This window comes from Peristeroidobacter agariperforans (assembly GCF_004138335.1).
Classification (GTDB): Bacteria; Pseudomonadota; Gammaproteobacteria; order Steroidobacterales; family Steroidobacteraceae; genus Steroidobacter; species Steroidobacter agariperforans.
In genome coordinates this window covers 1,401,503-1,414,267 of the sequence record NZ_RYFW01000002.1, presented here as the reverse complement: position 1 = coordinate 1,414,267, position 12,765 = coordinate 1,401,503, and the positions used below count along the sequence as shown (strand labels likewise).

The 12,765-nt window shown below is 59.9% G+C and carries 10 protein-coding genes and 1 pseudogene; 7 read left to right on the top strand and 4 right to left on the bottom strand.

Annotation, left to right across the window (positions count from 1 at the left end):
* Positions 1-73 precede the first annotated feature (73 nt).
* Positions 74-937: a methyl-accepting chemotaxis protein gene (locus EK373_RS19985; protein WP_198683455.1), complete on the top strand. Its 864-nt coding sequence runs from the start codon at positions 74-76 to the stop codon at positions 935-937.
* Positions 938-1,000: 63 nt separating this feature from the next.
* Here EK373_RS19985 and EK373_RS19980 read toward each other — a convergent pair whose 3' ends face one another.
* Positions 1,001-1,684, bottom strand: a complete 684-nt coding sequence (locus tag EK373_RS19980; protein ID WP_129645457.1) for a VIT1/CCC1 transporter family protein — start codon at positions 1,682-1,684, stop codon at positions 1,001-1,003.
* 149 nt (positions 1,685-1,833) lie between these two features.
* On the opposite strand from EK373_RS19980, the gene EK373_RS19975 reads away from it, so the two are divergent.
* On the top strand, positions 1,834-2,649 hold the full coding sequence (locus tag EK373_RS19975; RefSeq protein WP_129645456.1) for a TIGR00730 family Rossman fold protein: 816 nt from the start codon (positions 1,834-1,836) through the stop codon (positions 2,647-2,649).
* A 931-nt stretch (positions 2,650-3,580) separates the two neighbouring features.
* Here EK373_RS19975 and EK373_RS34315 read toward each other — a convergent pair.
* Together EK373_RS34315 and EK373_RS19965 are read right to left on the bottom strand one after the other, a co-directional pair.
* Positions 3,581-3,685: pseudogene (locus EK373_RS34315) on the bottom strand (SDR family NAD(P)-dependent oxidoreductase); the annotation flags it as partial.
* A gap of 223 nt (positions 3,686-3,908) precedes the next feature.
* Entirely contained in the window at positions 3,909-4,265 is a 357-nt protein-coding gene (locus tag EK373_RS19965) for an SPW repeat domain-containing protein (RefSeq protein WP_198683453.1), read from the bottom strand.
* Between the two features lie 625 nt (positions 4,266-4,890).
* Here EK373_RS19965 and EK373_RS34310 point away from each other — a divergent pair.
* The 5 genes from EK373_RS34310 (at position 4,891) to EK373_RS19940 (ending at position 11,433) form a co-directional block, all read left to right on the top strand.
* Positions 4,891-5,394, top strand: a complete 504-nt coding sequence (locus EK373_RS34310; RefSeq protein ID WP_129645454.1) for an HPF/RaiA family ribosome-associated protein — start codon at positions 4,891-4,893, stop codon at positions 5,392-5,394.
* 598 nt (positions 5,395-5,992) lie between these two features.
* On the top strand, positions 5,993-6,505 hold the full coding sequence (locus tag EK373_RS19955; RefSeq protein WP_129645453.1) for a class IV adenylate cyclase: 513 nt from the start codon (positions 5,993-5,995) through the stop codon (positions 6,503-6,505).
* A 550-nt stretch (positions 6,506-7,055) separates the two neighbouring features.
* Positions 7,056-7,502 (top strand): hypothetical protein, encoded by a 447-nt coding sequence (locus EK373_RS19950; protein ID WP_129645452.1) that lies wholly within the window; start codon positions 7,056-7,058, stop codon positions 7,500-7,502.
* 202 nt (positions 7,503-7,704) lie between these two features.
* The gene (locus tag EK373_RS19945; protein WP_129645451.1) at positions 7,705-10,863 is read left to right on the top strand and encodes a PAS domain S-box protein; all 3,159 of its coding nucleotides are present in this window, start codon (positions 7,705-7,707) and stop codon (positions 10,861-10,863) included.
* 180 nt (positions 10,864-11,043) lie between these two features.
* The gene (locus EK373_RS19940) at positions 11,044-11,433 is read left to right on the top strand and encodes an integrase core domain-containing protein (RefSeq protein ID WP_198683452.1); all 390 of its coding nucleotides are present in this window, start codon (positions 11,044-11,046) and stop codon (positions 11,431-11,433) included.
* An 88-nt stretch (positions 11,434-11,521) separates the two neighbouring features.
* On the opposite strand, the gene EK373_RS19935 is transcribed toward EK373_RS19940, so the two are convergent.
* Positions 11,522-12,742, bottom strand: coding sequence for an SGNH/GDSL hydrolase family protein (locus tag EK373_RS19935; protein ID WP_232831190.1), 1,221 nt, complete (start codon positions 12,740-12,742; stop codon positions 11,522-11,524).
* Positions 12,743-12,765 lie beyond the last annotated feature (23 nt).

Here is a 12,765-nt window from a genome sequence, read left to right as displayed (position 1 = left end):
GCTGAAAAAAATCGCGAGCGGCGAGCTCGGTCGCGAGCTCGACGCGAATCGCGGCGACGAAATCGGAACACTCTTGAATGCACTCAAGCGCATGGACGGGATGCTCCACGGAATCGTCGGCGACGTACGTAGCGCATCGGATGCAGTGGGCGGTGCGGCTGCGCAGCTATCGCGCGGTAGCGACGACCTGTCGCAGCGGACCCAGGAACAGGCGTCAGCCCTGGAAGAGACCGCCCCGAGCATGGAAGAAATGAGGGCAACGGTAAAACAAAACGCCGACAACGCACGCCAGGCAAACCAGCTGGCGACCGGAGCGCGCTCACAGGCCGAGCGTGGCGGCGAAGTCGTCTCACGCGCAGTGAATGCGATGGCGGAGATCAAGGGCCGCGGCCTCGCGGTGGTTGCGAGCGAAGTGCGCGGCCTCGCCCAGCGAAGCGCCACAGCCGCCAAAGAGATCCAGGGTCTCATCAGCGACTCATTGGACAAAGTCCGCAGCGGCAGCGAGCTGGTCGATGAGTCGGGCAAGGTGCTTGCCGAGATCATGGCGAGCATCAGGAAGGTCAGCGACATCGTGGCCGAGATCGCCTCGGCCTCCGATGAACAGGCACAAGGCATCGACCAAGTGAACACCGCCGTAACACAGCTCGACGACACGACTCGGCAGAACGCCGCGCTGGTCGAAGAAGCCGCCTCGGCGGCGAAATCAATGGAGCAACAAGCCCAGACCCTGGTTGCCCAAATCTACTTCTTCCGCTTCAGCAAGGCTGCGACGAGCGCATTGAAAGCGGCGACTGTGACGAAGCCGACTGCAACGGTGAGGACATTCCCGCCCCCGGCCAAGCGACCGCTTGCCAGGCCCGCACATGCAGCCGCCACTGCCTCCGCTGGAGCAATGAACAAAGCGAGCGGCAACCAAACCATGTGGCGAGACTTCTAAAACTAAAAGTCCACACTCCCTCTGAAGCTTCGTCCCTGGCGCGCTGGCCGGCTGCGGCTTCGATCATCCACCGAAGAGCGTGCCGATGGCTGCGGTCGAGGCCATCGCCAGGGCGCCCCAGAATGTCACTCTCGTTGCGGCTGGCCGTACCGGCGCGCCGCCTGCTCTTGCAGCCACTGAACCAAGCACCGCGAGGCAGGCAAGCGAGACCAAAGGAGCCGCCCATAACAACCAGGCGATTGGAACGAGCAGCACCAGCAACAGAGGCAGGGCAGCTCCCGTTGCGAACGTCGCAGCGGACGCCAACGCTGCTTGCACCGGTCGCGCGGCCAATGCGTCGGAGATGCCCAACTCGTCTCGCGCGTGCGCTCCAAGGGCATCGTGGCCCATGAGTTCCGTGGCCACCTGCGAGGCTAGTTCGGCTCGCAGTCCGCGTTTGACGTAAATTGAGGTCAGTTCCGCATGCTCCTGCTCGGGGCTTGCAGCCAGTTCCTGCCGCTCCCTCGCGAGGTCGGCACGTTCGGTATCGGCCTGCGAGCTGACCGAAACATATTCGCCGGCCGCCATGGACATGGCGCCTCCGACCAGGCCTGCGATTCCGGAAATCAGAATGCCGGAGGAGCCCGTGCCAGCAGCGGCCACACCCACAATCAAGCTAGCGGTCGACACGATGCCATCGTTCGCCCCGAGCACCGCGGCTCGCAGCCAGCCCGTTCTCTGTGTTCGGTGCCTCTCGGAATGTCTCATGCCGACTCCTCTGACCTGGCGTAATGCGCTGAGCGCGTCCACCAACGTTGCAGTAAGTATAGCGACGTTCAGCGATCCATCGCATTGCACCGATCTCCATCATCTCTCACAATCACGCATCGAGATTTCTGACCAAGCACCCAGCGATCATGCAAAAGCCGTCCCCCGAGGTATCCGATCAACTCAACTCCCCGAGCTTCCTGCTCCCCGTAGAAGACACCAACTTCTTGCTACGCGACGAGATGCGAGCCGTGCGGTTCGCTCTGGAATACGCCAAAGCAGATCTGTTGCTGCGTGATTGGGGCGTGCGCTCTACCATCATCGTCTTCGGTAGTGCGCGAGTGCCATCGCCAGAGCGCGTGGAATCGTGGAAGCAGACAGCGACTCGACCCAACGATGCGGAGACACAAAAGATGGAGCGGCAGCTACGTTGGTACGAGGCCGCACGTGAGTTCGGGCGCATTGCCAGCGAACGCGGAGGCGCGAAAGCGCCGACGGATCGGTGGCGAGACAACGTGATCGCGACGGGTGGTGGCCCGGGCATCATGGAAGCAGCAAACCGCGGTGCCCATGAGGCCCAAGCGCCGACCATCGGATTCAACATCACCCTACCCCACGAGCAACTGCCGAATCGCTATACCACCCCGGAGTTGACCTTTCGCTTCCACTACTTCGCGATGCGCAAGATGCATCTGGCCATGCGCGCCAAGGCGCTGGTGGTGTTCCCAGGCGGCTTCGGTACCTTGGATGAGTTGTTCGAGGTCTTGACCTTGCGACAGACCGGCAAGGCGCCCAGCGTCCCCATCGTGATGTACGACCGCAGTTACTGGCAGCGTTTGTTGAATCTGGATGCGCTGCTGGAAGAGTCGATGATCAGCCCGGACGATCTGCAGCTGTTCGATTACGCCGACTCGGCTGAGGACATCTGGCGCATTCTCATCGAGCGCGGCCTGGAAACCTCATAGAGCCATTTGTGAACTTTCGAGCCCGCCTCTTGCGCTCGAGTTGTCCTTCCATCGATAAAACTCGAACAGCGGATCGTTATCGCTGCTCAAGTGCCGCACGGTCGGTGTCGGCGTGAAAGCGTCTAGATATTGTTTCCGATCTCGTTACCAAGAGCACGCAGTCGCAACAGCCGTCCTTCGGCGGTGACTATCGGGTCCGCACCGCGGTCAATACGCGCAGTTCTCTGGCCTCAACGTCGCAGCGGAATTCGCGCGAGTGGTCGTTTGGAACACCACGCCAAACTTGTCACGCCGAGCGTCATCGCCAGTTCGAAACAAATAAAATGTCCGTCAGTATCGATTCCAGCGTGCCTCAGGTTGTTCTCCGGCTTGCCCCGAATCCGAACCATCCGGCAACAGAATGGTGGACTGACTGTTGTGCCCGACAAATCCTCCTCGAGGATGGCGGCAACAAAATCCGCTCCTGGCACAACGATTCCGTGAGTCCAGTTCGGCGCGACGCATTCACCGCGTCGCCGTCGCGGCAGCAGTCCCCAACCTTGCGCGTGCAATCAGCTTCAAGTCTGCGCGGGATCATGAGGAATCCCTGATCCGAAGGCCGAGCCGCACACCCATTTCCGGAGCCGAGCGAAAGTTCGAGAATGTCCGATCACCGCTTCCGGTCATTTCGTGAGTCGATGTTGAAGAGAGTCGCACTCTGTCGCAGTTCGTAGTATGGCACCACCGCGAATTCCATCGTACAGTGCCGATGTTCCGGACGGCGTCACGCACGTTTGGTGAACTGCGGCGTGTCTCCAAAGTGTCACCAGCTCTTTTTCATCACTCGTAAGTGCGTGTTACGCCAGCACTAACGTCAACTACCGATCCCATCCATCATCGGTGCTACGGAAACGCGGCGATCTAAGTCTGTGAAGTAGATTTTTGGAGATGCGGCGACCCTGAAGCCGTCAGCGTGAAGCCGCTCAGAAATAGCCTGACCAATGCCCTGGCCGCCGCCGGTGACAAGCGCGACCTTCCCGTTTTCCGTATGCGCCATCTGCCGCCTCTGCTGTCACGTTACAAATGCTCTTACTGTTCACGATGCGATTACACAACCGCTGCTGTGATCAGCCCATCACCGAAACTGTTTCACGAACGTTCGCACACCTCTGTACGGTGGCGCACATGCGCCGACCTCGTACCGATGCCAACGTTGTGTAGGACGCTCGCTTGCGGGTACGTATAACAGGAGCGAGAGGCTCGCATCTCTGCCAGCACACCTATGCCGCGGCCCGCACCGTAAAGGTAGCGTCGATGCGCATTGCCCAGAATGCGTAACAGATGACCAGTAGTCCGACGATGACACCGTTGATTGCTGCACCCGGCAACTCGGCAGCGAATCCGAGCAGCCAAGGTGAAACAACCAACCATAGGCCCAAGCCGACGCCTATCGCGTCTGCCGAGAGTGAAGGCTTGTACATGGCAAAGGCAGCGAGCGCCACCATCCCAACTCCGACGCTCCACGAATTCCACGCGGCGAGGCCATCGGCTTGAGTGGACGTGAGTACGATAGGTGCAGCGATCACCCACAGGCCAAGCAGCACGTTCACCCATTCTATCCAACGTCGCGTGGTCATCACTGCTCCTGCGCTGCCATCCGGAGGACGATCCCCAAAAAAATTCGGGGGTATATGGGGAATCGACCGCGTATGCATAACGTTCCCGCCGCCCGGGTGCTCGACGAACGAAGGGTCGAGTTCGAGCGACCGTGCAATTGTTCAAATGACGACGTTGGAGCGTTCGCTGAGAAGCCAGCACCCTCTGATCAATCCCGGAAGGTAGACGTACCGTATGTGCGCGAGGAAGATGCTCAGGATGGAGATCACGGAACTCCATCACTGATCCAGGCTTATGGAATCAAGGACGCACGTAACTGGCTATCGAGTACCGCAAGTACCGGAAGGACAATCAGCCCTGATCAAGAAGGCCGGGGCGGTTTCGAGAGCTAGCCTTGAAGAGGTTGGCGGCACCATCTCACCCGAGACGGGTGTCTTAGCCGCTTGAATGTGGTCGCAAAAAGTGCCGGGCGTGGACGCCACCAGATTCATGGAGATTGCCAACAGGGCCAAAACGGGCTGCCCCGTATCCAGACCCCTGGAGGCGAACATCACCATGAACGCGAAGCTGCAGCCATGAGCTCCGCTTGCCGCATTCGTGGCGTCGAAACCGTTCGTTTCTCGCCTTGTAGTTGACCGCAGATCGATGCTGAGGAGGTCAGTTATGCGACTTCGAGGCTCAAGCACTGCTGCTCGCCGGAGCTCACCCGGCGGCTCGGCCCCACGCGCACGTCCGCGCAAGCCTAATAGCGCGAAACGATCGCCTTTTACTAGTCGACGACCGAAAGCTGAAAAGCGCGAAGGGTCTGCTGCAGGGCCGCAAATCCCCGCTTACATTCGAGCGGCGCAACGCGGGCTCGGGCCCGAGGATCGGGACCGCATCCGGCGCAAGCTCGGCATCAAACTCGGAAAGTTTGCAAACTCCATCGAGCGCGTCAGCGTTCGCATCGAGGACGTGAATGGACCGCGCGGCGGCGTCGATCAGTTGTGCCGGATCAAGGTCGTACTGCGCGGTCTGCCGAGCGTAGTCGTTGAGAGCCGAGATGCATCGCTCAACGCCGCCGTCGACGGTGCTCTGGGGAGCGTGGAGCGGACCGTGCGGCGGACATTGCAGCGTCGGCGCATGAAACCGCTCCGACGCGTCGCGTGAAAAGCTCAATCAGGTCGGAATATTGCGTGGCATGAGCTCATTCATCAGTACGCATCATCTATAAAATCTTAGGTTGAGGAACTTTCGTCGACATCCGCCCTTTGCGCTTGTCGCAAGTGATCGAGATCGGCAGATCGAGAGCGGGCGCTACAACTCGGCCGGCGAAGTCTGCAGCTGCTTGGAATCACGAGCGAAGGCCGCAGCGGTGCGCCAGGCGTCATTCGAGGCGAGAACAGCGGCCGAGCCGGACGACCTTGACATATAAGGATCAAAGCAAGAGCTCGGCAGCGGTCGAGCCGTTGAGCGGGGATTCCTTTAAGCCCACTCGACCGAACGTTAGGCTACAAGATAATTTGAGTGTGGCGACAAAATGGCGACGAGCATTTTTTAAGCTCGCTGTCAGTCGCATGAACCATGCAACTTTATTCTGCGCAGCTCCAATCCATCATCGGCGCTACACTCGCCTTCCGAGCCCTTGAACGACGGCGCGCATAAGCCGCGAGCAAAGGCGTATGGGGCGCGCCGACCGGCCTCCTTGGTAGCGGAGCTGCGAATCGCCGTCCGAGCACAGCTTGCCCACAACCGATGCGGAGTATCAGTGGCGCGCAACATCGAAATCAAAGCCCGTGCCGGCAACCTCGCGGACGTGCTGACCAAGGCCATGGATCTGGCCTCCTCGGCACCCATCGAGATCTTTCAAGACGACACGTTCTTCCGGTGTAGCAACGGACGCCTCAAACTTCGCACGTTCAACGCAAGCGAGGGACAGCTCATCTACTACCGTAGAGCGGACCAGGCCGGTCCCAAGGAATCGTTCTATCTCATTACGGCGACGAGCGAACCGCATTCATTGCGGGAGGTACTTGCTGCTGCGAATGGAGTGTTGGGGCGCGTGATCAAGCAGCGCACGCTGCTGATGGCAGGACGCACCAGAATTCACCTGGATCGCGTGCAGGATCTGGGAGAGTTCGTAGAACTCGAAGTCGTGCTGCGTGAAGGCGAAAGCGCGGACGACGGAATCGCGGAAGCTCATCGGCTGATGAAGCACCTCGGAGTGTCCGCCGCTCAATTGATCGAAGGCGCTTATCTGGACATGTTGAAGCGCCAATAGGCTTGGAGCCAAGCAAACGCGCGATGCACCATGGACGCCACCCATCGAGCGTGGAACGTTTCAGCACGAATGCAACACCACGTACCTCATCGCACTCGCGCCGTTCGATCGCACAAAGCCCGCAAGCGGCCGGACAGATCGCTGCGGTTTCAGCCGCGACCACGAGCCATCTCATTGCAAGATGACGGTTCGATTGTTGAACTCAAAGATGCAGTCCTCAGCGTGCTACTGGATGGCTCGATCAGCACCATGCGCTCGATCTCATTGCCCAGAATCGTAGCTGCTCCGGTTCCATGGCGTGGTCGATCCACACGATGAGAACAATGAGCTCACAGCTGCCGGATATCGAACCGTGCCACACCGCGCATGACGCGCGATGCTGGCATTCCTTCCTTGGCCAGTGATCGCGACAGCACCGCTCTTGTAAGCGGCGCACGGCATGCGATCACTCGGCTTACATGCCCGGAGTTACCCATGATCGACAAAAGTCATCACGCTCACCGATTCGCTGACTGGCGTCCTCACCCGCTATCGCCGTTACAGCACCCGATTGCCGGCGTTCCTGAAGACCTATAGCCCCAAGGAGGGCTATCGGGTCGAGATCAAACATACTGACCTGCTCTCGCTGCAGCAGGGACGATTGTCATTGCTTCGCGAGGCGGTCATTGCCGGTAAGAAGCCCAGTGAGATCGGCTTGCCGGGCATCGAGAACGATGTGAATGTGCTCGTTTGCACGGCGACGGTCGTCGACGCGCAAGGCTGCATCGTGCGTAGCGCCTCGGCCTCTGCGAAGATTCAGGGGTTCAAGGATTTTGAAGCGCTCGAAACCGCGGCCGATCAGCTTCTGCTCGCAGCGCTAGGCTTTGGTGGTGAGATCTTCAACGAGGATGAAGACCGCGAACTGCAGACGCTCGGACGAACCCTTGATGCCGGCGAGGGCGCCCGTGCGTCCCCCGCCGGCGATTCCACGCAAGCGCCCGTCGAGCAGGCAAGTTGAGCGATGTGTTGCTGCTCAGCCTCGCTCACCGGCGCATCGTCACCTTCAGCGCCCGCAAGGGCGGCGCATCCGTCTCCAGCGGCTCCGTACAGCCATTTCGCGGCGTAGCGGAACTTCTCTCGCCTGTACGCATTAGTGCATACCCGGAAACTTGGCGGCAACCGCACTTCCGGCGCATTACGAAAAATGCCGACTACAGGCAGTGCGAACGATCAGCGACATGAACCCTTCCTTAGAGCACTCGGTGCAGGAGCCTGCCCAGACCTCTCCCATTGGGTCGGGGGAGCCAAAAGCACGCATCCTTCTGGTTGACGACCAACCGGCACGGCTGCTGTCGTACGAAGCCGTGCTCTCGGATCTGAATGTCGACTGCGTACGCGCCCTTTCCGGCACCGAGGCGCTCAAGCAACTCCTGGCGAACGACTTCGCCGCCATCCTTCTCGATGTCAACATGCCCGAAATGGATGGATTCGAGACGGCCCGGATCATCCGCGAGCACCCGCGGATGGAACGGATTCCCATCATCTTCGTCACCGGGACGAACCTCTCCGATCTGGACCAACTGAAGGGTTACGAAGTCGGCGCGATAGATTACATCGCGATACCCGTCGTCCCGGCCATTCTTCGCACTAAAGTCAGCGTTCTCGTAGAGCTCTATCAACGACGCAGAGCGCTCCAGTCCCTGAACGATTCCATGGCCAAGGCGCGGGCAGAGATGCAGAGCCATCATGCGCGGGCGCTCGCCGAACAGGAGGCCCTGCTGCATGCAATGTTCGAGCACCCGACCGAACCCGTCACCGTCCTTGAGGCGGTACGCGACGCGCAAGGGTTGATTGTCAGTTGGCGCTATCGACGCGCGAACACGTTGACGCTGGAGATGCTGGGATTGACGCGCAGTGAGTTGATTGGCCGCGACCTCACGGACGTCCTGTCTCTCGATCGCGCACAAGCCATCGGCTCCATGTGCACGCGAGTTTCGGAAACGGGTCGGGCGCAACGCTACGAGGCGAACTTCCGTGGCACCGATCTGCTCGTCACCCTCTTTCCAGTCGGCCCCGACTGCGTCCTCAGCACCGCAACCGACATCACGGATCACAAGCGAACGGAATCGGCGCTCCGTCAAAGCGAGGCACGACACCGGGCGCTACTCGAAAATGCACCGGTGGCTGTCGCTCACAACGCCATGGATGGGCGCTTTGAATACGTAAACCGCGCCTTCTGCCGACTCGTCGGATACACGCCCGAGGAGTTGTATGAGAAGCGTTGGCAGGACATCACCCATCCTGACGATACCCTGAAAGACCAGGCGCTTGCGGATCAGGTCGTGACGCGTGCGCTGAACGATTACAGCATCGAGAAAAGATACATCCGCAAAGACGGTAGCGTCGTATGGGCCCACCTATTCGGCAACTTCGTCATGAACGACGCTGGGCAGGCAGTGCAAGGCGTGGCCGTCGCGATCGACATCACTGAACGGCGCGCTGCGACGACTGCCTTAGAGGACAGCCGTGAGCGACTCATGCTCGCCAAGGCAGCCGCCTTTCTCGGCATCCACGATTGGGACCTCCGCACAAACGCGATTACTTGGGATGAAAGGACCCGAGAAATTTGGGGCGCCACACGGGATGAGCCGATTAACTATGCAGTCTTCGTGGGCGGGCTACATCCCGACGACATCCCGCTTACACAAGCGGCAGTGGACAAGGCGCTCGATCCAGCGGGAGATAAGCAGTACCTCGCCACTTATCGCGTGATCAATCGCATCACCGGTGAAATCCACTGGGTCGAGGCGACTGGCCGCGTTTACTTTGAAAACGACGTGCCTGTGCGTCTCATCGGAACGGTTCAGGACATCACTGATCGCGCCACCGTAGAGGCATTGGTGCACGAGAGCGAAGCCCGCTTCCGGGAGCTCGCGAACAACATCGATCAATTCGCGTGGACCTGCGACTCGGACGGGCGGACGACGTGGCACAACACACGCTGGTACGACTATACCGGCGCCACACCCGCCACAAGTCAGGGTCGTGAGTGGATCGAGGTTGTCCATCCAGACCAGCGATCAGAGGTGGCCCGGCGCTTTGACGCGTGCCTCGAGGCTGGAACTGCCTGGGACGATACATTTCAGCTGCGGAGCAAGTCGGGCGAGTATCGCTGGTTCTTGTCACGCGCCGTGCCGATCCGCTCGGATCAAGGCACCATCCTGCGCTGGTTCGGGACGAACACCGACATCACCGATCTTCGCAATCTACAAACGGCACTGAACGACGCGAGCCAGCGCAAGGATGAGTTCCTGGCGATGCTCAGCCACGAGTTGCGAAATCCTGCCGCCGCGATCAGCAATGCAGCGCAGGCATTGACACGCCTCATGGATAGTCGAGGCCAGGAGCACGGCCTTCTTGGCGTGATCGATCGACAGATCCGGCACATGAGCAAATTGCTGGACGATCTGCTCGACGTGGCCCGAATCACCCAAGGGCACGTCGAAATACAACGTGAGCTTGTCACGATCCAGCACTGTATCGACCTCGCTTTGGAGACCGCCGAGCCCCTCATCCAATCCAAGCGACATCGGTTGACCACGACGCAATGGTTCGAGCCGCTGTGGATCTCCGGCGACGTCGTGCGCCTGGCCCAATGCATAACGAACCTGCTTACCAATGCCGCCAAGTACACGCCAGCCGGTGGACTCATCCGACTGGAGCTCGACGCAGACGACAGCACTGTGACGCTACAGGTGCAGGACAGCGGTCAGGGAATATCTCCCGAGCTGCTGCCTCACATCTTTGATCTGTTCGTACAGGGCGAGCGCACCCTCGATCGATCGCAAGGGGGCCTTGGCATTGGACTCGCGCTGTGTCGCAAGCTCATCGAAATGCAGGGCGGCTCGATCCAAGCGACGAGCGGGGGGGTCAATCTGGGCGCCACATTCACGGTCCGTTTGCCTCGAGCAAAAGCGCCGTCGATGTCGCAGCAAAGCCTGATACTCCCGGACAAATCAGCGCACCGAGTCCTCATCGTGGATGACAACCGCGATGCCGCGCAGTCCCTCGATCTGATTCTGCAACTCGAAGGACATGCCACGCTGGTAGCTTACTCCGGCGCCGAGGCGCTAAAGCGCGCGGCCGAATTTCGGCCGGAATTCGTACTTCTGGACATCGGACTGCCAGAGATGGACGGATACGAGATTGCGCAACGAATGAAATCGCTTGTTCCGCACGCTCGGCTCATCGCCGTGACAGGATACGGACTGCCAGATGACTACGTGAAGTCTCGTCAATGCGGCTTCACGGCTCATCTCGTGAAGCCTGTCAGTCTGGAAAGCATTCAGAAGGCCTTCGCAGCGGCCCATGCACTATAGGGAGCGCCGCTCTAAACAGGCGGCAAACGATTGCCAGCCATCATCTCGCTCCAGAATTCGCGCCACGATCTCAGCTGGCCACAAGCTCATATGACCACAACCGCCAAGCGCTTCACTGTAGTGACCCAGTGAAAACCTGCTCAGGTGTTAATCTATCTGGAGAGACACTTGAGCACATTGATGGACGACGAGATCAAACGCTGGACAGCGCGCCGAGGCAGCGCTCGAGCAAGCGTTGATCGCGCGGTTCGGCACGCTAGGACGCGTACCGGCGCCGTTCCTGCTTCGTTCGGACAACGGCCTGGTCTTACCAGTCGCAGCTACACGGCGTTGGTGCGGGGTTATGGGCTTCAACAGGAGTTCATCACGCCGCACTCGCCGGAGCAGAACGGCATGGTTGAGCGCGTCGTCCGCACACTGAAGGACCAATGCGTGCATCGGCATCGTTTCGAGACGCTACAGCACGCGAGTCGGGTTATCAGCGACTGGATCGGCTTCTACAACAACGGCAGACCTCATCAATCGCTGCGGATGAGAACGCCAGCTGAGGCTTTTAGATCAGCAGCATGACTTGAGCAGGAATCGCTGGGTCACTACAGGCGAGTTCAACTTACGCTCAATGGTGGGTAATAGGTGTACAGAATTGCTGGCGCCTGCGTCAGTGGGATTCGCTGAATTGGACGATGCTCTCTCCCTCGAGCCGGCCTGATTGTGTTTGTCGTGCGGCCACCTCACCGCTTCCGGCCCTGCCGACTTTCGTTTGGGCAGTGAGTCGAAGCACCTTTTTCAGCACGGGTTCGAAGATATCCGCCTGACGAACGAACCCGAGATCGCTGGCGTGCGAGGCATCGGTGGCGCCTTCGGCGTCAGTTCCGTAGAGCTTGTCGCCCGAAATGTAATACAGGTGCTTGACGCGCGCGCGTTGCAAACTTTCATAAGCTGTCTTCAAGGCAGCATGATTGGCGTCGTGATAGGCAGTCCTTGCGGGCGTTATCCATGAGTTGGTGAAGCGTCGATCCTCTATGAGCACGATGGGTGTTTCGCGATGTGCAGCTCGGATTTGCATGACGAGCGGGACGGCGCGATCGCGGAGCAGGTCAGCATTCATGTTGGGCGCGCAATCTATGACGATCACAGCCGCATCGGCACGACCGATCAGCTCTCCGACGCCGGCATCCATTTTTCCATTGCCGGAGAAGCCGAGATTGATGACGGGGCGATCGAGGCGGCGACCAAGGATGGCCACATGCGTCATGCCGGGACGGGAAGCCGCGGCCCCCTGCGTGATAGACGTGCCATAGAACAAGATTGGTTTGAGAGCGCGCGGAGCAAGCGGCTGAAACGTGGCGTTCGCGGGAATGCCGAAAGAGATCTTTTCGACACCATTGTAGAGCGGAAGGTAGGCGGCATACTCGCGCATGCCGGGGCGAAGTCCCGCGATCAAGCTCTGGCGCACTTTTTTAGCGACAGGCTTGGTGACACCGACCCATTTCCACTTGCCACCCGCTTGCTCATCACGAGCGTACAAATCCACACCGCTCACGCCCGTCGCAGGCATATGCGGCAGGGCGAGCTTATCGCCATCCATCAGCTCGTAGTCGACCCAGATCGTTGAAGCATCCGTCTTGAAGCGCAACACCATGCCGGCACTGTGACGGCTGAGATTCCACACCTTCCTGGGCACGCTCGCTTCGGCTGCCGCGGGAAACCGATCGAAAATACGCAGACGGGCTTCATCACCCCAGGCTCGACCTTCAGGCTCCCAGGATTTTTCACCGGCGGCATGCCAGACCAGGTCCGGCTCCTTGTCTGCGGGCGATTCTGCGGCTTGCTCCGTGCTGCTCGTTTGAGAGAACGAGGCAAGCGCGAGTAAGAACATGGCCGCGAGCGCCAGGCCCATGG

Coding starts and splice junctions, on each gene's coding strand:
- EK373_RS19980 (WP_129645457.1), bottom strand. CDS start 1,684: ATGAGACATTCCGAGAGGCACCGAACACAGAGAACGGGCTGGCTGCGA.
- EK373_RS19975 (WP_129645456.1), top strand. CDS start 1,834: ATGCAAAAGCCGTCCCCCGAGGTATCCGATCAACTCAACTCCCCGAGC.
- EK373_RS19965 (WP_198683453.1), bottom strand. CDS start 4,265: ATGACCACGCGACGTTGGATAGAATGGGTGAACGTGCTGCTTGGCCTG.
- EK373_RS34310 (WP_129645454.1), top strand. CDS start 4,891: ATGCTGAGGAGGTCAGTTATGCGACTTCGAGGCTCAAGCACTGCTGCT.
- EK373_RS19940 (WP_198683452.1), top strand. CDS start 11,044: ATGGACGACGAGATCAAACGCTGGACAGCGCGCCGAGGCAGCGCTCGA.
- EK373_RS19935 (WP_232831190.1), bottom strand. CDS start 12,742: ATGTTCTTACTCGCGCTTGCCTCGTTCTCTCAAACGAGCAGCACGGAG.